The sequence below is a fragment of the Desulfothermus naphthae genome, assembly GCF_054657475.1.
Window position 1 is genome coordinate 1,862,194 of record NZ_BAAHYQ010000001.1, and the last position, 25,183, is coordinate 1,887,376.

Here is a 25,183-nt window from a genome sequence, read left to right on the forward strand (position 1 = left end):
TAAATTTAATCCCGTGCCTTTGGATTTAATGCGTCTCTTAGGCCTTCTCCAAAAAGGTTAAATGCAAGTACTACTATTAAAATTGCAATTCCAGGAATAATGGTAAGCCATGGTGCATCAAAGAGATAGTATTTTCCTTCAGATAAAATATTACCCCATGTGGCATGAGGTGGAGGGACTCCAAATCCAAGAAAACTAAGGCCAGCTTCTGTCAATATTGCACTTGCAATTCCTATTGTGGCAGATACCAAAACAGGTGTTATACCATTTGGAAGCATGTGTTTAAAAATTATTTTAAAATCACTAATATTGAGGGCCTTTGCAGCTAGAACAAACTCTCTTTCCCTTAAAGATAAAAATTCCGCTCTTATAAATCTAGCAGTCCCCATCCAGCTTGTTAGACCAATAACTATCATTATATTATAGATGCTTGGTGGAAGCAATGCAACTACTGTTAAAATCAAAAAAAAGGATGGAAAACAAAGCATTATATCAATAATACCCATTATAATTGAATCTATTAAAATAGTTAATTTAGTAAAAAAGATTTTAAAAATTAATTTCAACCATATCAAAATACAGCATAATGCTATTAATAAGAATCCAACTATAGTGTGGTAATTTTTTACAACTATACCTACAAAAAATAAAATAAGTAAAAAAAGGTAATCCAGTGATATTCTTTTATTGCCATAGTATCCTGCTATTCCTCCTATTATTATTCCAATAAACACTGAAATGGATACTGCCACAAATCCAACGGTTAAGGACACCCAGGCGCCTTGTAGCATCCTGGAAAATACATCCCTACCAAGATGGTCAGTGCCAAAAATAAAAATACCCAATGGAGGTATTTCATCTTTGCTTAAAAAAGAAGGGTCTGCTCGGGTTAGAGGTGGGAGTAATTTAGCCTCTAATCTCACCTTTGCTGGATCAAATATAGGATGAGTTGTGGATGTTGCATAAAGTCCAAATATGGCTATAAGAAAAAATAAAATAAAGATTACTAATCCAAATACAGCCAGCTTGTTTTTTTTAAAGGTGTGCCAGAGTTCAGTAAAAGATGATTTAGCGGTTATTTTCATTTTTTGCTTTACAAATTTTTTGGTGAAGTTATGTTTCTTAAAAGGAGTTGTCAATAAGATTTAGATAGGTTGTTTGAGAATTTGACAGAGGTAGAAAAAAATTTGTATTTGTTTTCATGTCCTTATTAAAATCCATTTAAAAACCAAAAAGATCTAAAATGGGGGGACAAAATGAGGATATTTTTCTTATCTATTTTTATGTTTTTTTTGCCTATTTCAATGGCGTTGGGAATAGGAGCGAAGGGGGTTCGGATTTCTATGGAAAAAAGTGTCTCTAATGATATTCAATTTATAATACAGGATATAAACAAAGGATATGAAAATTTATATAAGCATCTTAAACAATTAGAGAAGGGGTTCAAAGAGCAGAATAAGCATATTGAGTCACTAGATAAAAGGTTTAAAGACTTAAATAATAGCTTAAAACAAATAGATAAGCGCTTAGAAAAAATAAATAATGAAGTTGACAAATTAAGAAAATTTATAACTTGGTTCGTGATTTGTATCTATGCTGTGATTGGCTTATTTTGGATTTTTGGCGTTTTACTTATTTGAGAGGTTATAAAAGTAGTATAAAGAGTAAAAATTTTATTAGAAACTAATAGTTAGGTGGTATTGGGATGGAAATTTTAAAAAAAATTAAAGGGTTTCAGCCAATCAGTCTGTGTGATTGGCCAGGAAAAGTCTCCTGTGTTATTTTTATTGGGGGTTGTAATTTTAGGTGTCCTACCTGCCACAACAAACAAATTGCCTTTTATCCAGAGAAATCACCCACAATTGAAATAGATATCTTTGAGTATCTTAAAAAAAAGAAAAACTGGCTGGACGGAGTTGTGATATCTGGTGGTGAACCTACAATTGCAAAGGGCTTAGATGAGCTTATTAAAGAATTAAAATCTCTTGGTTTTCCAGTAAAATTGGACACCAATGGCTCTAATCCAAAACTTATTTATGAATTTTTAAAATTAAACTTAGTTGACCTTTTTGCTGTTGATGTTAAAGGTCCTTTTAAAAAATATAAAGAACTAACAGGTGGAAAAATCTCAGAACAAGAGGTGAAAAAAAATTTTGAGGAAATATTTTCATTGGCAACAAAATATCCTTCCAAATTCCTTTTTAGATTGACAAAAGTTCCCCTATTAAATGAACAAGATATCCTCCTTGTAAAAAAATATCTTCCTCAGGGTTTTGAGCTAAAGCTTCAAGAATATCTTGATGTTACATAGTTTTTATTGAGATGGCCTTGCAATTTTAAATTTTCTATTCTAATAATGTTGTTTGATCAGTTGTTAAAAGGATAATTATTTTTCTAATTAAATCAATATCTTATAAAAGGAGATTAACAATGTACATTGAGGGGATAGAGTCAAAAATCGAGTCTAAAGTAAAGTCTTTAGATAAGCCAAGACAGATTAGAAAGAGAGATGGAAGGCTTGAGACATGGTCTGTTGATAGGATTGCAAACGCCATTTTAAAGGCACTAAATGCAAGTGGAATAAAGGACCCTCTCTTGGCCAAAAGACTGGCCATTAAGGTGGAGAAAAAGCTTTTAGGTATAGAGATACCTGAACAGGAGCAGGTACAGGACATGGTTGAGCTGGTGCTCATGGAAAACAGGCTCTATCATGTGGCAAAAAAATATATATTATATCGTGAACAGAGGAGACAACTAAGGTCCCAGACAGAGACTTTTTTAAATATAGGTCGTACAATTGATGACTATCTTTCAAAGGAAGATTGGCGGGTATCAGAAAATGCAAACATGGCCCATTCTTTTCAGGGACTTATGCTCTATCTTTCAGGCTCTGTTCAGGCCAGATATGCCCTGGAAAAATATCCAGAAGAAATAAGGCTGGCCCATGAGCATGGATATATACACATCCATGACCTCTCCTTTGGACTTGCAGGTTATTGTGCTGGCTGGAGTTTAAGGGACTTACTCTTAGAGGGTTTTAATTTAGAGGGACGCTGTTCATCTGGACCAGCCAAACATTTTGATTCTGCCTTAGGTCAGATGGTAAATTTTCTTGGGACCCTTCAAAATGAATGGGCAGGTGCCCAGGCATTTAATAATGTTGATACCTATCTCGCCCCTTTTATAGCCAAAGACAAATTAAATTATAGACAGGTAAAACAGTCTATTCAAAAGTTTATCTTTAATCTGAATACTACATCTAGGTGGGGTGGACAGTCTCCTTTTACTAATCTCACATTTGACTTGATCCCTCCAAGACACATTGCCAATGAGGGCGTTGTATTAGGCGGTAAGATGCATGATAGCTGTTATGGGGAATATGCAAAAGAAATGGAAATGATAAATAAGGCATTTTTAGAGATTATGTTAGAGGGAGATTATCATGGCAGGATATTTAGTTTTCCTATCCCTACTTATAATGTAACAGAGGACTTTCCATGGGACAGTGAAGTTGGAGAACTACTTTTAAAACTTACAGCAAAGTATGGTGTTCCCTATTTCCAGAACTTTATTAATTCTGACCTCAAACCAGAAGATGTGCGTTCTATGTGTTGCAGACTTCAGATGGACTTAAGAGAACTTAGAAAACGCACAGGAGGATTGTTTGGTGCAGGTGATTTAACTGGATCAATTGGCGTAGTTACTATAAATCTTCCCAAATTGGGGTATCTTGCCCAAGGCGAAGAAGATTTTTTAGACCTTATTACAGAGTATGCAACACTTGCAAAGGAATCCTTGGAATTTAAAAGAAAATGGGTATCTGACAATTTAGAGAAAGGGATGTTTCCATTTTCTAAAAGGTATTTAAAAAATGGGCTAAAAGGACACTTTTCCACTATTGGAATTGTGGGAGGACATGAGGCCTGTTTAAATCTTCTTGGCAAAGGCATAGAGACTCCAGCTGGCATCAGACTTATGAAGAGGACCTTAGAACATTTAAGGGAACTTACAGTGCAGTTTCAAGAAGAAACAGGGAATTTGTACAACTTAGAGGCAACTCCTGCAGAAGGGACCAGTTATAGATTGGCAAGGATAGATAAAAAACTCTATAAAGATATAATAACATCTGGGTCTGAAGAACCCTATTATACAAATTCCACTTGTCTTCCAGTAGATTATACCCAGGATGTGTTTGAGGCACTGGAACATCAAAATAAACTCCAGCCTCTGTATACTGGCGGTACTGTATTCCACGTATATTTAGGAGAAGCAGTTTCAGACTTAGAGAGTTTAAAGAGTTTTATAATAAAGGCAATGAAGAATACAAGGCTACCCTATATCTCAATAACTCCTACTTTTTCAGTTTGTAAGACCCATGGTTATCTTAAAGGAGAACATTTTAAATGTCCAAAATGTGGACAAGACGCAGAAGTGTATACAAGGGTGGTTGGATATTATCGCCCTGTTTCTATGTGGAATAAAGGAAAACAATCAGAATATATAGATAGGGTTACTTTTAAGATTTAGAATATATTATACAAGTTAGATTTGGTAGGTTTATTGGGTTATTGAGTTTGTTGAGTTTGTTGGGTTTGTAACCCTCTAATCCTCAACCCCTCAACCCTCAAACTCTATAACTCATTAACCCATTAACCCATACACTCATTAACCCTATTATAAAAGAGAGGTATAACTTATGAATTTTGTCATAATTGGTGGAGATGCAGCAGGGATGAGTGCTGCATCTCGCGCAAAAAGAAAAAATAAAGAGCTAAATGTAATAGTTTTTGAAAAGACATATGATGTCTCATATAGTGCATGTGGTATGCCCTATAATATTGCTGATCCTGCTAGGGACATGGACGAGCTCATTGTAAGGAGAGCAGAGGTCTTCAGACAGAAGCAGGGTATAGATTTGAAAGTTGGCCATGAGGTAAAAAAAATAGATCCAAAGGCGAAAAAAATCTATGGAACTTCTATACAAGGTGAATTTGAACAGCCCTTTGATAAACTACTTATAGCAACAGGGGCAAGACCAAAGAGCTTAAATATCCCAGGAACTGAGTTAGATGGTGTATTTTCATTAAAAAGTCTTGAGCATGGGAGGCAAATAAAAAAATATATTAAAGAAAAATCAGTAAAACAGGCAGTTATTATAGGTATGGGTTATATTGCTCTGGAGATGTGCGAAGCATTACGAGCTCTTGATATAGAAGTCTCAATGATAAAGCCAAATCCCAGGTTTTTGCCTAAAATAGACCAGGAACTGGCAGAAAGAATAAAAGAGGTGGTGCTCTCACATGGAGTTAAGTTATATGCAGGTTCAAGTGTCAATGGGATTGAAAGAAAGGGTGAAAAACTGTTAGTTTTAAGCGATGATTTTTCTTTAGATGGAGATATGGTGTTAATTGCAGTTGGCGTTGCTCCAAATAGTGAGCTTGCACAGGATGCAGGCCTTGAGCTTGGTGTTAACAATGCAATTTCAGTCGATAGATATTTTAGGACATCTAATAAAGATATATATGCAGCAGGCGACTGTGCAGATACATATAATGTGATTACTGGGAAAAAGATCTATCACCCATTGGCGCTTTTGGCAAATAGGGGTGGTTGGATGGTTGCAGACAATATAGTAGGAAAAGAGAAAGAATTTAAGGGTATAGTTGCAACTTCAGTGTTTAAGGTGTTTGAATTACAGGTTGCTTCAACAGGGCTTAATGAAAAACAGGCCCAGGATGCTGGTTTTGATCCAGTTTCAGTTACCATTAATTCCAGGTCTAGGGCACACGCCCATCCTGGATCAAAGACGATTTCTGTGCACATGGTTGCGGATAAAAAAACAGGGCAACTTTTAGGGACACAAATGGTAGGAGAAGAGGGAGTTGCACACAGGATCAATTCAATTGCAGTTGCCCTACATGCCAATATGAGTGTGGATGAGTACTTTGGCTGCGACCTTGCATATGCCCCACCATTTTCGCCAGTTTGGGATCCAACTCTTACAGCTGCAAATGTGCTCAAGAAGAAGTTAGGCGATTAAAAATTAACTTCAAGTGAGAGATTAAAAGAAGTAGTTTTTCAAGTTCTAAATTTGGCTCTTGCCAAGAATCGCTGGAAGTGCTGGTTTCTCCTTGACATGTTTTTTTTATGTTTATAGAGTGTGTTTCTTCAAAAATTATTCCTTGTTCTCTGAATCTCACTTCAGAGGGCCAAGAGACCAAAAGGAGGTGTTATGAAGCTTAGAAAGTATGAGACCCTTATTTTATTCAATCCTGACATGGGAAACCATGAGCGTCAGGAGGTGCTTGAAGACCTCACCAAAGTTGTTGAAGAGCAGTTTAAAGGAAGGCTCCTGTTAACGGATGATTGGGGTGTGAAGGAATTGGCATATCCTGTAAAAAAGCATACTAGAGGTCACTATGTTCGAATTGAATACGGGGTGCCAGGAAATGCAATTCAGGAAATAGAAAGGAAACTGAGATTAAATGAGGATGTATTTAAATTTCTGACAGTTAAACTACAAGATAAATTTGAGATAGAGGAGGAATAATTATGGCTTTTAAATTTACACCCCGGAAAAAATTCTGTCGCTTCTGTGCTGATAAAAATTTACCTTTGGATTATAAAAGGCCTGATATATTAAAGGATTTTGTTACTGAAAGGGGCAAGATAATTGGTAGAAGAATTACAGGTACTTGTGCAAAACACCAGAGAAAGCTGACTAGAGAGATAAAAAAGGCAAGACAGATGGCCCTTATGTACTACACTACCATCCACAGTGTAGAAGTGAATAAGAAAATTAAAGGAGTGGAGAGATGAGGGTTATATTGAGAACAGATATTGAGAAATTAGGTAAGCTGGGTGATGTTGTTGATGTTAAACCTGGATTTGCAAGAAATTATCTATTGCCAAAAAGACTGGCTATGTTAGCTACCCCGTCTAATTTAAAGATATTTGAGCACGAGAAAAAGAAATTAGAAGAAAGGCTTAATGCTGAGAGATTTAAGGCAAAGGAGCTGGCTGATAGGTTAGAGAGTGAAAAAATAGAGATCCAGGTAAGAGTTGGTGAAGGTGATAAACTCTATGGTTCTGTCACTTCTTCAAATATTGTGGATGAGCTTGCAAAGAGGGGATATGAGATAGATAGAAAGAAAGTGGAGTTGGATAAACCAATTAGATCCTTAGGTGAATATCAGATACCTGTAAAACTCTATCCTGGTGTAGTGGCCACTTTAAATGTTTCTGTGGTGAGATACCAGGAAGAAGGAGATGAACAGGAAAATCAGGGTGAATAATTATGAGAGAAGACCCTTTGTCTCTTCTCCAGAAAAAATCCTGCCAGAACTTATAAAAAGAGTTCCTCCCCATAACCTAGAGGCTGAACAAGCGGTTTTGGGGGGGATATTAATAGACAACTCTGTTTTTCATACTATATTGGAAATCTTAAAACCAGATGATTTTTATAATCCTGCCCATAAGATTATTTTTCAAACCTTTTTGGACCTGTACTCAAAGAATGTCCCAATAGATCTAATTACTGTAAAAGATGCCTTAGAAAAAGCTGGCAAACTTGAGCAAGTGGGGGGAGTTGTATATCTTGCCAGTTTAAGTGAACAAATAGTTCCATCTGCTAGTGCCATACACTATGCTGAAATAGTAAGAGAAAAGGCTATAAAAAGGGAACTTATCACTGGGGGTGCAAAAATTATTAACCTTGCATATGAATTTGATGAAGATACAGATACCCTTTTGGATCAGGCGGAACAGTCTATATTTCAAATATCTGAAAGCAGAGTTCTACCAAGATTTAAATCCAGTAAACAGCTTGTTGATGAAATATTTGAACAATTATCTACACGGTATGATAGAAAAGCACTTGTAACAGGCGTGTCCACAGGTTTTAAAAAATTAGATGAATTAACTGCAGGTCTCCAGCGAACAGACCTGATTATAATTGCAGGCAGACCCAGTATGGGAAAAACTGCTTTTGGACTGAACATTGGGATGAGGGCTGCATGTGAGCAAAATATCCCAACAGCAATTTTTTCTCTTGAGATGTCCATGGAGCAACTCATGATGAGGATGCTCTGTGCCAAGGCAAAGGTGGACCTCAGACATTTGAGGACAGGTTATTTAACAGACCAGGACTGGGCCAGACTATATGTGGCAGCAGATAAATTATCCAAAGCTCCTATATTTATAGATGATACTCCAGCACTTGAACCCTTAGAACTCAGGGCAAGGTGCAGGAGACTTAAAAGTGAAAAAGGACTTGGTCTTGTTATAATTGATTATTTGCAGCTCATGCACGTGCCTCAAAAAAGGGATTCCAGGGAACAGGAAATCTCTTATATATCCAGAAATTTAAAGGCATTAGCAAAAGAAGTTGATGTTCCAGTAGTAGCCCTTGCCCAGTTAAATAGAAAGGTGGAAGAAAGAAAAGACAAAAGGCCTATGCTATCTGATCTAAGGGAATCTGGCGCAATAGAGCAGGATGCAGATGTGATAATATTTTTATATAGAGATGAGGTCTATAATAAAAAGGAGGACAATCCCAAAAAAGGTATAGCTGAAATCATTATTGGAAAACAGAGAAATGGCCCTATAGGTAGTTTGGAGGTGGCATTTTTGGCCAAGTGTACTGCCTTTGAGGACCTTGAAAAAAGAGAGGAACAACAATAAAATAGTTAATAGTAAAGAAGTAAATTAAAAAGATAAAATCTTAAAATGGATAAGATTGAAATAATATTGTGATTGAGCGAGGAATTAAGTTATGCAATATGAGTATTTACATAGAGAAGAGACGCTTTCAAGAGATGAATTAACACAACTTCAATTAAAGAGACTTAGACAAACCATTAGACAGGCTAAGAAAGGAATTTTTTACTGGGAACGTTTAAGTGATATAGAGCCTGAAGACATAAGGTCAATAGACGATATAAAGCACCTTCCCTTCACCACAAAGGAGGATCTAAGAAATAATTATCCGGTTGGGCTTTTAACCGAGCCAGTGGCCAAGATGGTACGGCTCCATGTATCATCTGGTACAACTGGAACCCCAACAGCTGTGCTTTATACAAAGAAGGATCTTGATACATGGGCGGATTTCATGGCTAGATGCATGTATATGGTTGGTATTAGATCTTGGGATATCTTTCAAAATCTCAGTGGATACGGACTCTTTACTGGTGGATTGGGAATCCATTACGGAGCTGAGAGATTGGGTTGCTTGACCATTCCTGCAGGCGCGGGAAATTCCAAACGGCAAATAAAACTCTTAAAGGATTTTAGAGTTACAGCAATTCATATTATACCATCTTATGCTTTGCATCTGGCCACTGTTTTTGATGAAATGGGAATTGATCCAAAATCACTTTATTTAAAGACTGCATTGATAGGCGCAGAACCCCACACAGAAGAAGTTCGGAGAAGAATTGAAGAAATATATGGCGTCAAGGCATATAATTCTTATGGGCTATCAGAGATGAATGGCCCTGGAGTTGCTTTTGAATGTCCAGAACAAAAGGGCATGCACCTCTGGGAAGATGCTTATATTCTTGAAATAGTAGATCCAAACACCTTAGAGCCTGTTGAAGAAGGCCAGGTAGGTGAGCTAGTTCTTACAACCTTAACCAGAGAAGGAATGCCCCTTATAAGATACAGGACAAAGGATCTCACTGCAATTGTACCAGGTGAGTGTCCATGTGGTAGGGTCCATAAAAGGATTGCCAGGATTGCAGGTCGTTCAGATGATATGATAATATTAAAGGGAGTAAATATTTATCCAATGCAAGTTGAAAGAGTGCTTATGTCCATGCCTGAGGTAGGACAAAATTATCTCATTATATTAGAAAAAGAAGGATATATTGACCAGATGAGGGTTTTAGTGGAAATAAAGGATGAGTATTTTATTGAAGACATGAGAGAGCTTAAAAAACTCCAGGACAAGATTGCAAGACGGCTTAAAGAAGAAATATTGATTACTCCAAAGGTGGAGCTAGTTGAACACAAGAGCCTGCCAAGGAGCCAAGGCAAGGCCGTTAGGGTGATAGATAAGAGAAATGAAAAATAAGGAAAGGAGCATCAATATTATGACAGAAATTTTCCCAGCATACAGAGGGGAGCTTGAGTATGTGTGTCAGGTTTGCGGTTCAAAATTTGACAGTAAAGAACTTTTATATACCTGCCCTAAATGTAAGGGGGTTTTTCTTCTAAAGGATAAGAAGTTTGATGAGCTAAAAAAGATTTCAGGTAAGAGGTGGAGAGAGATCTTTGATGAGAGGGCAAGGACCAAGATTTTTCAATTAAGAGGAATCTTTAGATTTTATGAATTAATTGCTCCGATTTTGGATAAAGAAGATATTGTCTATCTTGGTGAGGCCAATACTCCAATTGTATCTGCTTCTAACCATTTAAAAAAATATGTTGGAATTAACTTTGCTTATAAAAATGAAGGGCAAAATCCCAGTGCTTCATTTAAGGACAGGGGGATGGCCTGTGCCTTTAGTTTTTTGAAATATTTAATTAGAGAAAGGGGATATAAAAATATTTTAGCTATTTGCGCATCAACTGGGGATACATCTGCTTCTGCAGCTATGTATGGTGCATATGTGGGAGATCCAATTAAGAGTGTAGTCCTCCTTCCTCATGGTAAAGTTACCCCTGAACAGCTTGCCCAACCTCTTGGGAGTGGTGCTACAGTATTAGAGCTTCCTGGTGTGTTTGATGATTGTATGAAAGTTGTTGAGCACCTGGCAGATAATTATAATGTTGCGCTATTAAACTCAAAAAATAGCTGGCGAATTTTAGGACAAGAATCCTATTCCTTTGAAATAGCCCAGTGGTTTGACTGGGATGTATCAGGAAAAGTAATCTTTGTGCCTATAGGCAATGCTGGAAATATCGCTGCAATTATCTCTGGCTTTGTAAAATTATATGATCTTGGTATAATTCATTCTCTTCCCAAAATAATAGGCATTCAATCTTCTCATGCTGACCCAGTGTATCGGTTTTATTCAATGAAGAGAGAAGATAGGAGATATGAACCAGTATCTGTTAAACCCTCGGTTGCCCAGGCTGCAATGATCGGTAATCCTGTTTCTTTTCCCAGGGTAAAAAAACTTGTTGATAAATATGAATCTCTTGGTGGGACATTTTATGTGGTGCAGGTGGAAGAACAACAGATTATAGAAGGCATGTTAATTGTAAATAAACATGGACATATTGCATGTACTCAGGGTGGAGAGTGTTTTGCTGGAATGTTAAAGGCCAGGGAGTTAAATTTTATTGAAAAAGATGAGATGTGTGTGCTGAATGCAACTGCCCATTCATTGAAATTTCTCAAATTTCAGCAGATGTACTTTAATGATTCCTTTCCAGAAGATTATAAAATAGTTGCAAAGGATGAACTCAAAAATTTTCCCAAATTAGTTTTAGATGCATCAGAAAAAGACTCTTTACCTAAAGAAACATTTTATCAAAGAGCAGTTGAAAATATAGTTAAGAAGTTAGGTCTGGAAGAAAAGAATAATTAAAAAAACTATTTCTACACCCTCTTAATACCGTATTTTTTCATTCTATACCGCAAAGTATTTCGTGTAATACCGAGTAGTTTGGCAGCTCTAACCTGGTTTCCACCTGTTTTATTAAGGGCCTGTATAATTAACCTTTTTTCATGCTCTACCATATCCAGCTCTGAAATTGAGGTAGTAGTGCTTAAGTCTTCTGGCCCTTTTGTATCTAAAGAAATTTCTTCAGCTCTGATTGTTGGTCCTTTGCACTTCAAAACCACTCTTTCTATGGTGTTTTTCAACTCTCTTACATTGCCAGGCCAGTGATAGGCGAGAAAAAGATCCATTGCTTTTGGTTCAATTGATAAAGTAGGTTGGCCAAAGCTCTTGCAAAATTGCTCCAAAAAATACTCCACAAGTAAAGGTATATCTTCAGCTCTTTCACGAAGCGGAGGAATATGGATATGAAAGGTGTTTAGGCGGTAATGGAGGTCTTGTCGAAACCGTCCTTGTTCAATCATTTGCAGCAGGTCTTGATTGGTAGCGCAGATAATCTTTACATCGCATTTTATTGGCTTAGTACTCCCCACTGGTGTAACAATTTTTTCTTCAACAGCATTTAACAACTTTGGCTGCATAGAAAGGGGTAAATCGCCTATCTCGTCTAGAAAAAGAACACCTCTGTCTGCCTCTACGAATCTACCTTTTCTATCATCTACTGCACCAGTAAAGGCTCCTTTTTTGTGGCCAAACAATTCGCTTTCTAAGAGATTTGCTGGTATGGCTGCACAATTGACTTTTACAAAGGGCTGTCTTCTCCTATTTCCCAATTTATGTATTCCCCTGGCAACAAGTCCTTTCCCTGTGCCACTCTCACCAGTTATTAACACCGAGGTATCAGTATTTGCCACAAGGGTCATATCTTCTATAATTTGGCGAATAGCTGCTGAAGTGCCCACAATTTTAAGGTCTTTTTGTGAGATTTTATCTTTACCAGGACTATTTTCCAGGGCACGGCTGATTACTTCACGAACCTTTTTATTGTCAAATGGCTTGGTCAGGTAATCAAAGGCACCTTGTTTAATGGCTTCCACTGCTGAAGGAATGGTTCCATAGGCAGTGAGGATGATAAGGGGAGCCTTGAGCCCTGCTTTATTTTTGAATTTAAGAATTTCCATACCGTCCATTTCTGGCATTTTAAGGTCAGTTAACACAACATCAGGCTGCCATTTAAGCCATGTCTCAATACCTTCCCGTCCATCTTTTGCAGTTGCAACTTTATAACCAATCTTTTCCAACAGAAGCTGTAAGATCCTTCTCATTTTTTTCTCATCATCTATGACCAAAATCTTTTTGCCCATATTTCAATTCCTTCAACATTACTTTTTAATTTTAAATAGGTTATCAAATATCTCCTAATCCATAGTGGGGCCTTCTCGGTAGCCAGACCGTTACAGTAGTGCCTTTTCCTAGGACACTTTTAATGCTTATCTTGCCTTTGTGTGCCTCAATTATTTGTTGACAAATGGCAAGTCCAAGACCCAATCCATTTTCTTTTGTAGTATAAAATTTTTTAAAAACATCTTTGGCAACTTCCTCTGAAATGCCTTGACCTGTATCACATACAGATACAATAACACCTTCATTTATTTGATCTTCAGAAAAATTGATGTTCAGTTTTCCCCCATCAGGCATGGCTTCTTCGCTGTTTTGTATAAGATTCAGAAAAACCTGTCGCAGCTGTTTTTCATCTGCATATATAGGCCGCCTTCCAGGAGAGCCTGTCTGGGTAATTACAACTGTTGGATTGTGGTTATGGCTCTTTTCCCATTGCTCAAGCATTTGGGTTATTAATTCATCTATATAGACCTCGGAAAAAGAAGGTAGTTTAACACGGGCAATATCAAGTAAGTTATTTACCACTTGGTTGAGACGATCAATTTCATCAACGATAAAATCAAGCAATTCTTTTGAAGATTCACTATTATATAAATCTTCCAGCAAATATTGGGCTGAACTTCGAATTATTCCTAGAGGGTTTCTGATTTCATGAGCAACCATAGAAGCCATTTCTCCAATGCGAGCCATTTGTTCCAATTGCAATAATTGGGGATATATCTCTTGAAGTTGCTGCTTGCTGTTTTGTAAGGAGTCATAAATAAGTACATTTTCCATAACAAAGGATATATGTGACGTGAGCGTTGTTAGAGCCTGAATATCAGCTGATGTGTAGAGAGACCCTCCTTGTTTAGGACCAAGAAAAAACATTCCAATAAAAGACTTGCCTCCTTTAAGAGGGAGCACGAGCCGATATCCTGCTTGAATAATCTCCTCCATCTCCTTGGCCAGTCTAAAATCACTAACCTTTGTTAATTCACAAATAATGTAATTTGTTTTTTCATTATTAAGTGCTTCTACTAAAGCACTATAGGACCATGGAGCATTCCCAAACCTAAGATGTTGGGGATATAAATAACTTCTTCGTCCTTCAATTATCATTACACAGGCATTTGAAATGTGGAAATCCTGAGGAATTTGTTTTATTAAAAGATCTACAAGTTCAGAACGATTCAGACTTGTAGTTACTTTTACAGTGTAATGGTGAAGTAGCTTCTGGTAATCAACCTTGTCTTTAAAAAATGCTTTATCTATAAATAACTTGATTTTATTTTTGGCAGGATCAAAAAACAGGGCTATAATAAGCAGATAAATTACAAAAGAGTCTTTTGTTAAAATCCGACTATTCCATAAAGTGTTTTTTATGGTCACAAGTGTACCCATATAAGCAATATATAGCCCACTCAATAAAATTATATAAGTTAATGTGGTGCTCATAATTTCATCTATATCCATAAGACGATAACGAAGAATAGCTAGTAGAAATGAAATGGGTATAAAACCGCCAAAAAACATAGCGATTTTAAAATTAATTATGGGATAGCCCATAACTAGATGAGGTAAAAGATAAAATAAAAAATAGGGTGTTATTCCTAAAATACCGCCTAAGAAGATCCATTTGAGCTGATTTTTTATATAGGCCTCTTTTGACCTCTTGAATGTTGTCCAGTTCCTGTACACAGTAAAACCTAGTATTGGTGGGATATGCCAAAAACGAGTCCTTTGAAGATAGATAAAAAATTCCCCCTGGTGGGACAGACAAAATGCAGCAAGAATGCTCATAACAGGTGGCCCAAGGTAGATTAGAAATAACATGGGAGAGTTATCTTTAAATAGTTGCTCTTTTGTAGGAAATAGACCAATAAAGTGCGTCCAAAGACTGAATCCTACCCAATTGCTAAGTGTTGCAGTGAAAAATGGTAGTGAAATTAAATAGGGTGAATGGATTCCAAAATTGAAACCAACTTCATTCATAATGTTGATAGCAAAAGCAATAAAACATCCTAAGAAGAGTCCTGAGGGTTGATCTTGAGGGGCATTGACATAAGCTATAACTCCGCTGGCTACTAAAAGCAAAGCAAGGGAAAAATAGGGCCAGCATACCGCCAAGTAAGATAACCAAGAAAAATTAGCGTAGGACAATTGAATTGAGAGCTCTTTTTTCCCTCGTTCTACGATTAAGAGTCCTTTAAAAAGGTATTTCTTTACAGGACTAAAACAAAATCCAAGCACTTTATTGATTGAAAAAGAGTCTATAAATTTTATCTCATCACCTTTTTGTATTGGATTTAAATTTTTATATACCTCCATTACTTTAAAAGATTTCCAGCCAAGTTCATAACTAAAACCTGCATCACCTCTAAGATAAATTTGACTGGTAAGAAAGCCAGCCCAAATAAAAGGTAATAAAATACAAGCTACTATAATGAATTTTCTAAATAATTGCCTTTCCATACTCCCTATTTACTTTGAAGATTTAGACTAATTTTAAATCAGTTCAATTAACATTTAAGTTAAAAAACTTTTTAATTTTTTAGTACTACTTTTATACCTCAATAGAGATTCTATTTGTGTGATGTGAGACACTATTAGTTCATTTTTTTTAGTTTTGGTTAAAAAATTTTTAGTAGGCCCTTCCACAACTTCTATAGCCTCCTAAAATTGTGGTTTCTATTGCTCCAAATGCACCATTTGATGGCCACAAAATGGTGGATTTGAACCATATAGTCGTCTTAGCAAATTCTCAGTTTAAATACCAGAATAAACTTTTTTTGAAATTTCAAAGACATAGATTGCTTCAAACTGATCTCATATTTATTGGCATATTAGATGCTGATAAAAAACTTAAATAAAGGTTGAAACCGTTGTGAGTGGAGGAGGAGATATTGAGAGTGTTTACATTTAGATAGAAATATAATATAAGTTATCCCAACCAAAATAATGGGAGGGAGAAAATGGTTGTATGCAAGCATTGTAATTCAACGCAAGTCGTCAAAAATGGTTTTGTTCGTAAAAAACAGCGGTATCTCTGCAAGAACTGTTCACGAACTTTTGTGATAGGAGATGCAAGGAGAAAAGAATCTCTGAAAGTAAAAAAAGCCCTTGCAGTTATTCTTTATTCTCTTGGTAAAGCATCATTTGGCTTTTTAGCTAAATTATTTGGAGTTTCTCGTTCATTGACTTACCGATGGATAAAAGAGGAAGCCGAATCACTTCCAGAACCAGTTATATCTAATGAGATAAAAGAAATAGAATTTGATGAGATGTGGCATTTTATCCAGTCAAAAAAAACAAAATATGGATTATCAAGGCGTTGGATCGTAGCAGAGGGCGAACTATTGCCTGGGTTATCGGCAATCGTGATGCTTCAACCTTCAGACGGTTATACAAAAAACTTGAACAATTGAAGGACTGTGTTTTTTATACAGATGATTGGGAAGCTTTTAAGAAGGTGTTGCCGCGAGAGCGCCATATAATAGGAAAAAGAGGAACAGTAACAATAGAAAGAGATAATAGCAATACAAGACATCATCTTGGACGAATGACACGTAGGACGAAAGTTGTATCTAAAAAGGAAGAAATGGTTCATGCATCAATGAAATTATGGCATGCATTAACTGATCCTGAAATTTTTGCCCAATATCAGCAAAGATTTTTATCTATCTTTAGGTGAACACTCTCGAGATATTTTAAAAATATTTGAACAAAAGTTTATTAATGGAGGTAGACAGATGAAACAGGTTATAGTTGCAATCGTTGTGGTGGCTATGATTGTCCTTTTTGGTCAAAGTGCGTCTGCTGAGTTTGTTTTCAGCGCTAATTTTGAAAACGGGGTTCCGCCAGTATTTTCTGGAGGAACGCGCACTTCGACAGAGGGTTATGATAGTTACGGGTTTGAGAATTACTATTATTGGGACGATAATAAGGAACAAGGTGCTATAACGCTCCACTTGAGTGATCTCCCACAGCACAACACTATCGATCTTACGTTCTACGTTGCGATCATCGATTCATGGGATGGAAATACCCATCGGAATCAGGACAGATGGCCTGCTCCAGATTATTTAAATGTGTCTATAGACAATAATGAGGTATTTCACGAAACCTTTGATAATTATGAGGGATTGGATGACCAATCTTATGATGGCCCATATCTGGTCTACCAAGCAGCCCTTGCAAGAAATAGTGGATTTAATGATTCAGCCTATATCATAAAGCTAAAAAACATCTCCCACTCAGCAAACGATCTAAACATTAAGTGGTATGTAAGTGGATATGGCTGGCAAGGGGGCTGGGACGAATCTTACGCTATTGATAATATAAGTGTAAGCGCGGTCCCCATCCCTGCTGCTGCGTGGCTTTTGGGCTCTGGGCTGTTGGGGCTTGTGGCTATGAGAAAAAAGTCTGGCGTGGTGTAGTTTATTTAGAATTGAGCTATAAATAATAACTAGGAGGATAACTTAAATGAAAGTATGCAAAAAAATATCATTAGGCGTCATAATAATTGTTTTTATGTTTTTTATCGGAATTAATACATCTTCTGCCAGTTTAATTGCTTATTTCCCCTTTGATGGAAATGCTAAGGATACTACAGGAAATGGACATGATGGAACTGTATATGGAGCTTCGTTGACAAGTGATGGATATAAGGGAAGTGCATATCAATTTGACGGTATAAATGATTACATTTATGTGCCATTGGACATAAATCCTTCAGCTATGACATTTTTAACAATGGGAGCCTGGGTAAAAGCATCAAATGATTCTCCCATTAGGCAGGTAATTTCTCATGATAATGGTGGTTATGATCGCTCATTAGGCATAGACCAAAGAGGAGGATCAACTGGCTGGTCTGCCTTTTCAGGCAGCGGTGAGGTTTTAGGTGGATTCCCAGTCACTACTGAGCAATGGACTTTTGTGGCAGTGGTGTATGATGAGAGCAGCAAAAATGTGATGCTTTACGTGGATGGACAGACCATGAGTGAGACAGGTGATTTATCAAATGGGAAAGATTTTTTACGTATTGGTTCAAATCCTGGATTTGGGGAATACTTTCAGGGAACAATTGATGAAGTATTCTTCTTTGACGAAGCACTGACAAAGAGTCAGCTTGATAACATCATGAATAATGGAGTCTCTTCTGTGCCAATTCCACCATCTCTAGTACTGTTATTTTCTACTCTTTTGGGAATTGAAGTATTCAGAAGAGTCAAGTTATTAGCTTAAATTGAAATAGGAGGGAAAATAATGGGTATAAAAAAAGCATGTTCAAGTTTTTTGATGGCATTGACCATGTTTTTATTTGTTACTGGTTTAGGACAGGCTGCTCATCTAAACGTAATTACCAGTTCTCCCTCATGGTATTATGGGCAGCGAGGCGCTGGGGTTCGAGAAACCTTTATGCTGACTACTAATGAATATACAGCATCCGGCCACTTAGAGCCACAATATAATACTCCATATGGAATTGTGTGGGGATGGGAGTCGGACGGAATTTGGACAGATCATACGTCGTTGGAGCTGTATCACGAATACCGGATTACTCAGCCCGAAGCAAATCATGTAAAAATATTTCAGGAGACCGATGTGTGGGCTAAAGCATCCAATAATAATGATTTTGGTAGTATTTTAATCACAGATAATAATTTTGGGACTTATGGTGCATATGCAGACTCAACGGTTTGCCAGGCTATAAGTATATTGGGAGACAATGGCGAAAATATAGGAGACCCTGTAGAGATAACTATTTTGCCATGGTATGATTGGAGTTATGAACATTCACCCTCTGGACTTGGATGGATAAATGGAACTATATCAGGACCATTTCCTCACGGGTTTACGGTGTATAGAAAAAATGCAAGTGGAGAAATACTTGAGACTTTCGACTATGGTGAAAAATACCTTGATGAATCCAGTGTAACGAATGGAGCTTACCTATTTTGGCCACCTTTAACTTTTAACGCTGCTATTGGAGATATTATTGAAGTTGATAGCGCTATTTTTAGTAGGATATTTTTGGACGAGACTAATATGGATTCGGAGCAGTGGAAGGGTGAAGCATTTGTGGAGGTGCACACGGATGTGTATGTCGCTTCATCCCCCGTCCCCATCCCTGCTGCCGCATGGCTTTTGGGCTCTGGGCTGGTAGGGCTTGTGGCTATGAGAAGACGGTCAGGTAAAGTTTGATTTATAGGCGCTTCACGGCTCCTTGGGAAGATTTGTAGACAACTAAAAAAATGGAGGTTTTATCATGAAAAAAGGTATGATCCTGATTGTAGCTGTTTTGGCATGCTTTTTTGCAACAATGGTTCATGCAGCGCTTTTTGTCGAGGATTTCGAATCTGATTTGTCTAATTGGACCGGAAAAAATCAAGGTACTCACCACGGGGAGATTGTGGATGATCCACTTATGCCAGGAAATAAGGTATTGAAGTTTGTAGCACTAAATGCGTCTGGTGATATTTTTACAAAAGACACATTTAGCTCTGCGAATGGAAATTTCGTTTTATCTTTTGACTATTTGGGTGTTAATAGCTCTGACTCAGGCGGATTTATTGGTTACAGCTATGGCTTTCCTGGGGAACACCACTGGTTAGGGGAACACACCCTGTTACTAATTATGATCTGCAACTATTGCCTGATACCGGGAACTGGGAGCATATAGAAATTTCATTTACTGCTGAAGGCAATATTCACTTGATGCTGGAAGAATTCAGAGGAAGCGATCAGACAGTAGGAAATGCATATTTTGACAACATTACTCTTTCAGCAGTACCTGTTCCACCATCAGTCTGGCTCCTTGTTTCAGGTTTGGCTGGCGTTGCAGGATGGCGGAGGTGGCGGTTTTCCATAAAGAGCTGATGAGTTAGCTTGCGCCAAAACCGCTCTGATATGACAGCTTGCTCTAGATTTACAATCAGGAAAGCGACTGAAAAAAAAAATTTCAGAGGAGGGTCAAAAATGAAAAAAATTGCACAACATCTTATCTTTATCACAGTGGTTATCCTTTTGACGAGCAGTTTAACCATGGCATCGGTGGTTGCTGACTACTGGTTTGAAGGACCATCAGGAGAAGATGGCACCTTGGTACTTGACCACTCGGGCAATGGTAACCATGGGACATTAGTAGGGTTTACCAAAATGAATATTGGCTATGCTGATAATCCATCAAACCCTGGATACACTTCAGACGGCATGATTCGGATTGTGCAAGGGGATCCAGTGGAGTACATCCAATCAGGTGTCTATGCCTACCCGTTTATCACCAACAGCTTTACAATAGAAGCAATTACAGGCCTTGCTCCAGGTGAGGCATTCTACTGGCAGCCTTTGGTAGGCCATGTGACTGAGCGAGAAGACGGCACTGAGACTTTTATTTACTGGGGTGCAGGAGGCTCTGCTCCTCACTGGCACATAGATCATGGAGGGCCATGGTGGACCTACGACGATTATGCCGAAATCCTTAATGACGGCAATTTACACCACTATGCTATTACCTATGATGCTAACAGCCAGGAAATGAAGATGTATCTGGACTACCAACTAATTGCCACTGTAGATGCCGACCTCAGCAATGCCGTGCTTTCTGATGATCCCGGGGTATTGTTTATAGGGTCGCACAAGGGTGAATGCTCCTGGGAGGTGTGGAACGGGCTGATAGACCGTATCCGCTTTTCTGACGAGGCTTTGGGTCCTAATGACTTTATTCATGCAAACCCCGTCCCCATCCCTGCTGCTGCATGGCTTTTGGGTTCTGGACTGTTGGGGCTTGTGGCTATGAGAAGAAGGTCTGGCTTGATTATGTAGGTTACTAGGTTGACAGTGCTATATTTAGTAAGATATACTTAGATGCATATAATGAGGAGAGTAAGGGAATTAACTGGGAAGGAGATGCATCGCTCTCATTACTTACCAGCGTAGATGTTGCTTCATCTCCCGTCCCCATCCCCGCTGCCGCGTGGCTTTTGGGAGCAGGGTTGTTGGGGCTTGGTGCTATGAGAAGATCAGGAAAGGTTTAGTATAAAATAGTATAAAAACGGATTAGGGTAATTTTACTTTTAACATAAAAAATTTTTACAGGGAGGCAAAGATGAAGAAGTATTTGACTAGTTTATTAACGTTTTTAATCCTTGGATTTTTTTTGGTTTCTGCAAGAGCAGCTTCTGTTGAAACTTCTGCCTATCTTGATTGGTCCAATTTTTCCTGGATGGGAATCTCTTTAACGGGGGGCTCAAATCCCATTTTAAGTTGGATAAGTCAAGGCGAAATGATAGAACTTGAAGCTCAAGAAAATTATTATTCTGAGTCTGCTTATAATTGGAATGATAACCTTTCATATACTATCACTACTCTTCAAATTGAGGTTGGAGCAAATGCGTTATCTGATAACATATCATCTTATGCTACTGCTTCTTCTGGTGATGGTTATGGGGATACTTATAGATGGGCTCAATTTCAAGTTAGTGGAAGTGGTTTGATAGTGTTTACAGTACCTTATAGGATTGAAGGAAAAATTGATGTAGGTCCTGAATCTGAATTTGATTATGCTTCAATAGATGGGGAAGTCTATATGGGCGTTTATCTTGACGGTAATGTTTCTCAGGACTCCTATTCATGGGCAACTCTTGAAAAATATTACAACATAAACGATTGCCAGAGTGATACAGGAGAATGGGAAGATGAGGGGTGGCTTAGTGTGGCTTTTTATTTTAATGATGGCGAAAGTGGGTATTTTCACGCTGGAACTTACACTGAAGTAACAAGTGCACCTATTCCTTCTTCTATTCTTTTAATAACTTCTGGAATTGGTTTAATATTCATTCGCAGAAGAGGGATTTCATGGGAATAGTGTAAGGAGGAGTTTATGATAACCAAATTGCGAAAAAATTATTAAATAGGTAAAAGGATGTCATAATTTCATCAATTTCATGGGTGCAATCTATGAAATTGATGAAAGGGCATTCTCTATAATTTTTATAACTCATTTACCAATTTTTAGAAAATTTATCTTGTAGAGATAAAGGATGCAAAACAGCTACAAACTGGATATTCATATACCAGTGGATATGATATCCGGTGATATTATAGTACTCTTTAGGACTTGATATAGGAGAAATGATTTGATATAAAGAATTCTCATGAAAGGGAAACGTATTAAGGTTAAAAATATAAAAAAGGTAAAAGAATTATTAAGGAGTATGAAGAAAGACAACACTGTGGTAAAACTTATTTTTCTCAATTTTATAAAAGAAGGGATAGATTTTGAAAAGGCCTGTAGACTTTGTGAAATAGACCAATCGACAGGATATGTATGGATAAGAAAATGGAATCGAGATGGTTATAAAGGGATAAAAAGTCAAGGAAGCGGAAGATGAGGAGGTAGACCAAGCAGGTTAACAGAGGAAGACTTAAAAAAGCTTAAGGAATTACTTAAAAATAGATCATATTGGACCTTAAAAGAGTAAGAACATTGAGAAAAGATACTTTTTTATATTAATACTCAGTTCAAGAGAAACACAATATTTTATATACTATAAAAGGTGAAAGTGTAAAATCATTTTTTGAAGATTCAAAGGATTTTTCAGCAAAGTTTTTAGAAAAGATAAGAGAAGTAAATTAAGAAATATAAAGCGATAGTAGCAAAAATATACAATTTTTCATCATTTAAGAGTAAAGTAATAAGAGAAAAGACATCTGAGTTAAATATTTATTATCTACCAGAGCTAACCTAATTATTAGTAAGGGCTTGTGCTGAATTAAAAGACTTATTGGGAGCAAAAAAATTTCTTTCATTCAATATTAGCTACCTATTACCTATTGATTAATCATCCAAATAGAATCATCAAATCCCAAGATAGGTCTTTTTTATTTCGTCTTTTTCTTTTAGCTCTTTTGGTTTGCCCTGTATTTTTATTTTGCCTTCAGCCATAACATAACCATAGTCAGCAATAGCTAAAGAAAGCTGGACATTTTGTTCTACTACAAGCATTGTTACGCCCTGTTTTTTTAACTTCTCTATGGCCTCAAATACCTCTAATACCAGCTTAGGAGCAAGACCCAGACTTGGTTCATCAAAAATAAGTAACCTAGGAGAACCCATAAGCCCCCTTCCAATAGCCACCATTTGTTGTTCTCCCCCTGACATGGTCCCTGCTTTTTGATCCAGCCTTTCTTTTAGTCTTGGAAACAGAGAAAACACAAATTCCATATTTTTCTTTAATTCTGCTCGTGCCCGTTTTGTATATGCACCCATCTCCAAATTTTCATAAACGCTCATCTCAGAAAAAAGGAGCCTTCCTTCAGGAACCATTATAAGACCCAACTCAGCCCTTTTATATGAAGGCAATTTAGTAATATCCATACCCTCAAAAATTATTTTTCCATTCCACGCAGGCAATATTCCCATTATAGCCCTCATTAATGTGGTCTTCCCCGAACCATTAGCTCCTATTACTGTTGTTAAATTGGATTTTTGAGCTCGCAGGTCTATTCCCCACAATATCTGGACATCTCCATATCCAGACTCAAGGGACTCTATTTCCAATATGCTATCTGTCATAGGGTATTTTCCTTTGATTTTATAAACTTTAATGCAAGATCAGGATCTCCCAAATATGCCTCTATTACTTTTGGATCATTGGCTACTTCTTCAGGCGTGCCTTCTGCAATCTTAGCCCCGTAATCCAAAACTATAATCCTATCTGAAATCTTCATAATAGCATGCATTAGGTGTTCTATCATCAAAATAGTTATTCCTGCCTCTCTAATTTTTTGTATAACTTTTATCATCTCATCTGCTTCTGCGGGATTTAAGCCAGCAAGGACTTCATCTAACAATATAATCTCTGGGCCAGAGGCAAGGGCCCTGGCAAGTTCTAATCTCTTCTTTTCTGGGACATTTAGTTTTGCAGCAAGGATATCTTTTTTCTCTGTAAGACCAACAGTGTTTAATACTTCCTCTGCAATGGATACGCTCTGTTTTAAACTAGCACCTCTTTTGCCAAAACAGGCACCTACCATAACATTTTCTAGGACTGTAAGTTCATTAAGGGGCTTTACTATTTGGTGAGTTCTTGCAATACCTAGTCTTGCCCTTTTGTAACAGTCCAATTTTGTAATTTCTTTGTGTTTAAAGAAAATTTTACCTTCCTCTGGATAATATACCCCGCTAATCACATTAAACAAGGTGGTTTTACCAGCACCATTAGGGCCAATTATTCCGAATATCTCTTGTTTTTTCACCTCAAAAGAGACGTTGTTTACAGCAACTAGGCCACCAAATTTTTTGGTCGTACCTTGCATTTTTAAAATCATTCCAATAAGCCCCTGAGTTTCTTAAATTTGTTCCTAATTGATCCAACTATGCCTCCTGGAGCAAATAAGATTATTATGAGCAAGACAAATCCTGCAATAGCCATATGCAAATTTTTAAATAATGGATTTACAAGTAACAGGCCCTTTAATCTCTCATATAATAACGCACCAATTGGAGGACCAGATACTGTTCCAAATCCACCTAACATTACCATAAATATCATTTCAATTGATTTGACTAGATGAAATGCATCTTCTGGTTCTATATTTCCTGCCTTAAAAAAGAAAATTGCTCCTACAAGACCAGGGAAAAATGCAGAAATGGCATAGGCTATGCTTTTAAAGCGTTTAGCATTTACTCCTAAAACTATTGCTGCATCTTCGTCTTCTCTTATAGCAAACAACCCATAACCAAATTTAGAATTTTTAATAAGGTATGAAGCAATCAAGGTTATGATAGTTACTATTACCATAAGGTAATAGGCAAACCAAATGGCCTTAGCTGCTCCGCCATAGGTTTTGTATATCTTAAAATTAAAAAACATACCTGTGGCGCCACCTAAAAATGGCAGGTTTGTAACAAGTGATTTTATTGCCTCATTGATTCCAATAGTAGCAATAGCAAAAATGGCTCCTCTGAGTTTTAGCACTGCTTCTCCTACAATTAGGGCAATAATTGCAGATACAATGCCCCCAATTATCATTGCAATGACTAAATGTAGACCAAATTTATACATTAAATAAAATGAAGTATATCCTCCTATACCATAAAATACGATGTGACCAAAACTCACATATCCTGTATACCCCAATATAATGTTTAGACTAACAGCCAGGGTAATATACATAAGTATTAGAAAAACTGTCTCTCTATAAATTACAGAATCGGTTACAACAGGAATTAAGGAAATTCCAACTATAATGGGGATGAGCCAGAGAAGAGTATATCTTTTTTTCATTGT

The 25,183-nt window shown here is 37.1% G+C and carries 27 protein-coding genes; 20 read left to right on the forward strand and 7 right to left on the reverse strand.

From position 1 onward, the window contains the following. Positions 1-5: 5 nt before the first annotated feature. Positions 6-1,085, reverse strand: a complete 1,080-nt coding sequence (locus ACYQ1E_RS09030; protein WP_459878158.1) for an ABC transporter permease — start codon at positions 1,083-1,085, stop codon at positions 6-8. A gap of 258 nt (positions 1,086-1,343) precedes the next feature. Here ACYQ1E_RS09030 and ACYQ1E_RS09035 point away from each other — a divergent pair, with 258 nt between their 5' ends. The 10 genes from ACYQ1E_RS09035 to thrC all read left to right on the forward strand — a co-directional run bounded on the left by ACYQ1E_RS09035 (position 1,344) and on the right by thrC (position 11,534). After that, a complete protein-coding gene (locus ACYQ1E_RS09035; RefSeq protein ID WP_459878161.1) occupies positions 1,344-1,640 on the forward strand; it encodes a hypothetical protein in 297 nt (98 codons plus the stop codon). A gap of 65 nt (positions 1,641-1,705) precedes the next feature. Beyond that, positions 1,706-2,311 (forward strand): anaerobic ribonucleoside-triphosphate reductase activating protein, encoded by a 606-nt coding sequence (locus ACYQ1E_RS09040; protein WP_459878164.1) that lies wholly within the window; start codon positions 1,706-1,708, stop codon positions 2,309-2,311. A 119-nt stretch (positions 2,312-2,430) separates the two neighbouring features. Continuing rightward, the gene (locus tag ACYQ1E_RS09045; RefSeq protein WP_459878167.1) at positions 2,431-4,527 is read left to right on the forward strand and encodes a ribonucleoside triphosphate reductase; all 2,097 of its coding nucleotides are present in this window, start codon (positions 2,431-2,433) and stop codon (positions 4,525-4,527) included. 169 nt (positions 4,528-4,696) lie between these two features. Further along, complete coding sequence (locus tag ACYQ1E_RS09050; RefSeq protein WP_459878170.1) at positions 4,697-6,040, forward strand: FAD-dependent oxidoreductase; 1,344 nt, start codon at positions 4,697-4,699, stop codon at positions 6,038-6,040. 192 nt (positions 6,041-6,232) lie between these two features. After that, on the forward strand, positions 6,233-6,550 hold the full coding sequence (gene rpsF / locus ACYQ1E_RS09055; protein ID WP_459878173.1) for a 30S ribosomal protein S6: 318 nt from the start codon (positions 6,233-6,235) through the stop codon (positions 6,548-6,550). A gap of 2 nt (positions 6,551-6,552) precedes the next feature. Further along, a complete protein-coding gene (gene rpsR, locus ACYQ1E_RS09060) occupies positions 6,553-6,819 on the forward strand; it encodes a 30S ribosomal protein S18 (protein WP_459878176.1) in 267 nt (88 codons plus the stop codon). Continuing rightward, on the forward strand, positions 6,816-7,295 hold the full coding sequence (gene rplI / locus ACYQ1E_RS09065) for a 50S ribosomal protein L9 (RefSeq protein WP_459878179.1): 480 nt from the start codon (positions 6,816-6,818) through the stop codon (positions 7,293-7,295). The genes rpsR and rplI overlap by 4 nt, the downstream gene beginning before the upstream one ends. Beyond that, complete coding sequence (dnaB, locus tag ACYQ1E_RS09070; protein ID WP_459878182.1) at positions 7,270-8,682, forward strand: replicative DNA helicase; 1,413 nt, start codon at positions 7,270-7,272, stop codon at positions 8,680-8,682. Before rplI ends, dnaB begins: the two co-directional genes overlap by 26 nt. 91 nt (positions 8,683-8,773) lie before the next feature. Then, positions 8,774-10,072: a phenylacetate--CoA ligase family protein gene (locus tag ACYQ1E_RS09075; RefSeq protein WP_459878185.1), complete on the forward strand. Its 1,299-nt coding sequence runs from the start codon at positions 8,774-8,776 to the stop codon at positions 10,070-10,072. Positions 10,073-10,091: 19 nt separating this feature from the next. Continuing rightward, positions 10,092-11,534 (forward strand): threonine synthase, encoded by a 1,443-nt coding sequence (gene thrC, locus ACYQ1E_RS09080; protein ID WP_459878188.1) that lies wholly within the window; start codon positions 10,092-10,094, stop codon positions 11,532-11,534. An 11-nt stretch (positions 11,535-11,545) separates the two neighbouring features. Here thrC and ACYQ1E_RS09085 read toward each other — a convergent pair whose 3' ends face one another. Beyond that, entirely contained in the window at positions 11,546-12,871 is a 1,326-nt protein-coding gene (locus ACYQ1E_RS09085; protein WP_459878191.1) for a sigma-54-dependent transcriptional regulator, read from the reverse strand. Positions 12,872-12,914: 43 nt separating this feature from the next. Then, positions 12,915-15,362 carry a GAF domain-containing sensor histidine kinase gene (locus ACYQ1E_RS09090; protein WP_459878194.1) on the reverse strand — a complete coding sequence of 816 codons (2,448 nt, stop codon included), beginning with the start codon at positions 15,360-15,362 and terminating at the stop codon, positions 12,915-12,917. Between the two features lie 500 nt (positions 15,363-15,862). On the opposite strand from ACYQ1E_RS09090, the gene ACYQ1E_RS09095 reads away from it, so the two are divergent. The 6 genes from ACYQ1E_RS09095 to ACYQ1E_RS09120 all read left to right on the forward strand — a co-directional run bounded on the left by ACYQ1E_RS09095 (position 15,863) and on the right by ACYQ1E_RS09120 (position 19,572). After that, complete coding sequence (locus ACYQ1E_RS09095) at positions 15,863-16,315, forward strand: IS1/IS1595 family N-terminal zinc-binding domain-containing protein (protein ID WP_459875674.1); 453 nt, start codon at positions 15,863-15,865, stop codon at positions 16,313-16,315. Beyond that, complete coding sequence (locus tag ACYQ1E_RS09100) at positions 16,222-16,581, forward strand: IS1 family transposase (protein ID WP_459874973.1); 360 nt, start codon at positions 16,222-16,224, stop codon at positions 16,579-16,581. Before ACYQ1E_RS09095 ends, ACYQ1E_RS09100 begins: the two co-directional genes overlap by 94 nt. 58 nt (positions 16,582-16,639) lie before the next feature. Then, positions 16,640-17,326 carry a VPLPA-CTERM sorting domain-containing protein gene (locus ACYQ1E_RS09105; RefSeq protein ID WP_459878197.1) on the forward strand — a complete coding sequence of 229 codons (687 nt, stop codon included), beginning with the start codon at positions 16,640-16,642 and terminating at the stop codon, positions 17,324-17,326. Between the two features lie 46 nt (positions 17,327-17,372). After that, entirely contained in the window at positions 17,373-18,134 is a 762-nt protein-coding gene (locus ACYQ1E_RS09110; RefSeq protein ID WP_459878200.1) for a LamG domain-containing protein, read from the forward strand. 21 nt (positions 18,135-18,155) lie between these two features. Further along, positions 18,156-19,094: a VPLPA-CTERM sorting domain-containing protein gene (locus tag ACYQ1E_RS09115; RefSeq protein WP_459878203.1), complete on the forward strand. Its 939-nt coding sequence runs from the start codon at positions 18,156-18,158 to the stop codon at positions 19,092-19,094. A 64-nt stretch (positions 19,095-19,158) separates the two neighbouring features. Further along, positions 19,159-19,572 carry a LamG domain-containing protein gene (locus tag ACYQ1E_RS09120; RefSeq protein ID WP_459878206.1) on the forward strand — a complete coding sequence of 138 codons (414 nt, stop codon included), beginning with the start codon at positions 19,159-19,161 and terminating at the stop codon, positions 19,570-19,572. Positions 19,573-19,633: 61 nt separating this feature from the next. Here ACYQ1E_RS09120 and ACYQ1E_RS09125 read toward each other — a convergent pair whose 3' ends face one another. Further along, positions 19,634-19,759, reverse strand: coding sequence for a hypothetical protein (locus ACYQ1E_RS09125; RefSeq protein ID WP_459878209.1), 126 nt, complete (start codon positions 19,757-19,759; stop codon positions 19,634-19,636). Between the two features lie 109 nt (positions 19,760-19,868). Between ACYQ1E_RS09125 and ACYQ1E_RS09130 the strand changes: the two genes are divergently transcribed. The 4 genes from ACYQ1E_RS09130 to ACYQ1E_RS09145 all read left to right on the forward strand — a co-directional run bounded on the left by ACYQ1E_RS09130 (position 19,869) and on the right by ACYQ1E_RS09145 (position 22,282). After that, positions 19,869-20,714: a LamG-like jellyroll fold domain-containing protein gene (locus ACYQ1E_RS09130; RefSeq protein ID WP_459878211.1), complete on the forward strand. Its 846-nt coding sequence runs from the start codon at positions 19,869-19,871 to the stop codon at positions 20,712-20,714. Between the two features lie 137 nt (positions 20,715-20,851). Then, positions 20,852-20,926, forward strand: a complete 75-nt coding sequence (locus ACYQ1E_RS09135) for a VPLPA-CTERM sorting domain-containing protein (RefSeq protein WP_459878504.1) — start codon at positions 20,852-20,854, stop codon at positions 20,924-20,926. A gap of 71 nt (positions 20,927-20,997) precedes the next feature. Further along, positions 20,998-21,756 carry a hypothetical protein gene (locus tag ACYQ1E_RS09140; protein ID WP_459878214.1) on the forward strand — a complete coding sequence of 253 codons (759 nt, stop codon included), beginning with the start codon at positions 20,998-21,000 and terminating at the stop codon, positions 21,754-21,756. A gap of 289 nt (positions 21,757-22,045) precedes the next feature. Then, positions 22,046-22,282, forward strand: a complete 237-nt coding sequence (locus ACYQ1E_RS09145; protein WP_459878217.1) for a helix-turn-helix domain-containing protein — start codon at positions 22,046-22,048, stop codon at positions 22,280-22,282. 467 nt (positions 22,283-22,749) lie between these two features. On the opposite strand, the gene ACYQ1E_RS09150 is transcribed toward ACYQ1E_RS09145, so the two are convergent. Genes ACYQ1E_RS09150 through ACYQ1E_RS09160 form a run of 3 tightly spaced genes read right to left on the reverse strand, consistent with a single transcriptional unit; the run spans position 22,750 to position 25,180 of the window. Continuing rightward, positions 22,750-23,466 (reverse strand): ABC transporter ATP-binding protein, encoded by a 717-nt coding sequence (locus tag ACYQ1E_RS09150; RefSeq protein WP_459878220.1) that lies wholly within the window; start codon positions 23,464-23,466, stop codon positions 22,750-22,752. After that, a complete protein-coding gene (locus ACYQ1E_RS09155; RefSeq protein ID WP_459878223.1) occupies positions 23,463-24,221 on the reverse strand; it encodes an ABC transporter ATP-binding protein in 759 nt (252 codons plus the stop codon). Before ACYQ1E_RS09155 ends, ACYQ1E_RS09150 begins: the two co-directional genes overlap by 4 nt. Beyond that, complete coding sequence (locus ACYQ1E_RS09160) at positions 24,218-25,180, reverse strand: branched-chain amino acid ABC transporter permease (RefSeq protein ID WP_459878226.1); 963 nt, start codon at positions 25,178-25,180, stop codon at positions 24,218-24,220. Before ACYQ1E_RS09160 ends, ACYQ1E_RS09155 begins: the two co-directional genes overlap by 4 nt. Positions 25,181-25,183 lie beyond the last annotated feature (3 nt).

Excerpts from the sequence above, each read along its gene's own strand:
- ACYQ1E_RS09030 (WP_459878158.1), bottom strand. The coding sequence starts at position 1,085 with ATGAAAATAACCGCTAAATCATCTTTTACTGAACTCTGGCACACCTTT.
- ACYQ1E_RS09035 (WP_459878161.1), top strand. The coding sequence starts at position 1,344 with ATGGAAAAAAGTGTCTCTAATGATATTCAATTTATAATACAGGATATA.
- ACYQ1E_RS09040 (WP_459878164.1), top strand. The coding sequence starts at position 1,706 with ATGGAAATTTTAAAAAAAATTAAAGGGTTTCAGCCAATCAGTCTGTGT.
- ACYQ1E_RS09045 (WP_459878167.1), top strand. The coding sequence starts at position 2,431 with ATGTACATTGAGGGGATAGAGTCAAAAATCGAGTCTAAAGTAAAGTCT.
- ACYQ1E_RS09050 (WP_459878170.1), top strand. The coding sequence starts at position 4,697 with ATGAATTTTGTCATAATTGGTGGAGATGCAGCAGGGATGAGTGCTGCA.
- rpsF (WP_459878173.1), top strand. The coding sequence starts at position 6,233 with ATGAAGCTTAGAAAGTATGAGACCCTTATTTTATTCAATCCTGACATG.
- rpsR (WP_459878176.1), top strand. The coding sequence starts at position 6,553 with ATGGCTTTTAAATTTACACCCCGGAAAAAATTCTGTCGCTTCTGTGCT.
- rplI (WP_459878179.1), top strand. The coding sequence starts at position 6,816 with ATGAGGGTTATATTGAGAACAGATATTGAGAAATTAGGTAAGCTGGGT.
- dnaB (WP_459878182.1), top strand. The coding sequence starts at position 7,270 with ATGAACAGGAAAATCAGGGTGAATAATTATGAGAGAAGACCCTTTGTC.
- ACYQ1E_RS09075 (WP_459878185.1), top strand. The coding sequence starts at position 8,774 with ATGCAATATGAGTATTTACATAGAGAAGAGACGCTTTCAAGAGATGAA.
- thrC (WP_459878188.1), top strand. The coding sequence starts at position 10,092 with ATGACAGAAATTTTCCCAGCATACAGAGGGGAGCTTGAGTATGTGTGT.
- ACYQ1E_RS09085 (WP_459878191.1), bottom strand. The coding sequence starts at position 12,871 with ATGGGCAAAAAGATTTTGGTCATAGATGATGAGAAAAAAATGAGAAGG.
- ACYQ1E_RS09090 (WP_459878194.1), bottom strand. The coding sequence starts at position 15,362 with ATGGAAAGGCAATTATTTAGAAAATTCATTATAGTAGCTTGTATTTTA.
- ACYQ1E_RS09095 (WP_459875674.1), top strand. The coding sequence starts at position 15,863 with ATGGTTGTATGCAAGCATTGTAATTCAACGCAAGTCGTCAAAAATGGT.
- ACYQ1E_RS09105 (WP_459878197.1), top strand. The coding sequence starts at position 16,640 with ATGAAACAGGTTATAGTTGCAATCGTTGTGGTGGCTATGATTGTCCTT.
- ACYQ1E_RS09110 (WP_459878200.1), top strand. The coding sequence starts at position 17,373 with ATGAAAGTATGCAAAAAAATATCATTAGGCGTCATAATAATTGTTTTT.
- ACYQ1E_RS09115 (WP_459878203.1), top strand. The coding sequence starts at position 18,156 with ATGGGTATAAAAAAAGCATGTTCAAGTTTTTTGATGGCATTGACCATG.
- ACYQ1E_RS09120 (WP_459878206.1), top strand. The coding sequence starts at position 19,159 with ATGAAAAAAGGTATGATCCTGATTGTAGCTGTTTTGGCATGCTTTTTT.
- ACYQ1E_RS09125 (WP_459878209.1), bottom strand. The coding sequence starts at position 19,759 with ATGGAAAACCGCCACCTCCGCCATCCTGCAACGCCAGCCAAACCTGAA.
- ACYQ1E_RS09130 (WP_459878211.1), top strand. The coding sequence starts at position 19,869 with ATGAAAAAAATTGCACAACATCTTATCTTTATCACAGTGGTTATCCTT.
- ACYQ1E_RS09140 (WP_459878214.1), top strand. The coding sequence starts at position 20,998 with ATGAAGAAGTATTTGACTAGTTTATTAACGTTTTTAATCCTTGGATTT.
- ACYQ1E_RS09145 (WP_459878217.1), top strand. The coding sequence starts at position 22,046 with ATGAAAGGGAAACGTATTAAGGTTAAAAATATAAAAAAGGTAAAAGAA.
- ACYQ1E_RS09150 (WP_459878220.1), bottom strand. The coding sequence starts at position 23,466 with ATGACAGATAGCATATTGGAAATAGAGTCCCTTGAGTCTGGATATGGA.
- ACYQ1E_RS09155 (WP_459878223.1), bottom strand. The coding sequence starts at position 24,221 with ATGATTTTAAAAATGCAAGGTACGACCAAAAAATTTGGTGGCCTAGTT.
- ACYQ1E_RS09160 (WP_459878226.1), bottom strand. The coding sequence starts at position 25,180 with ATGAAAAAAAGATATACTCTTCTCTGGCTCATCCCCATTATAGTTGGA.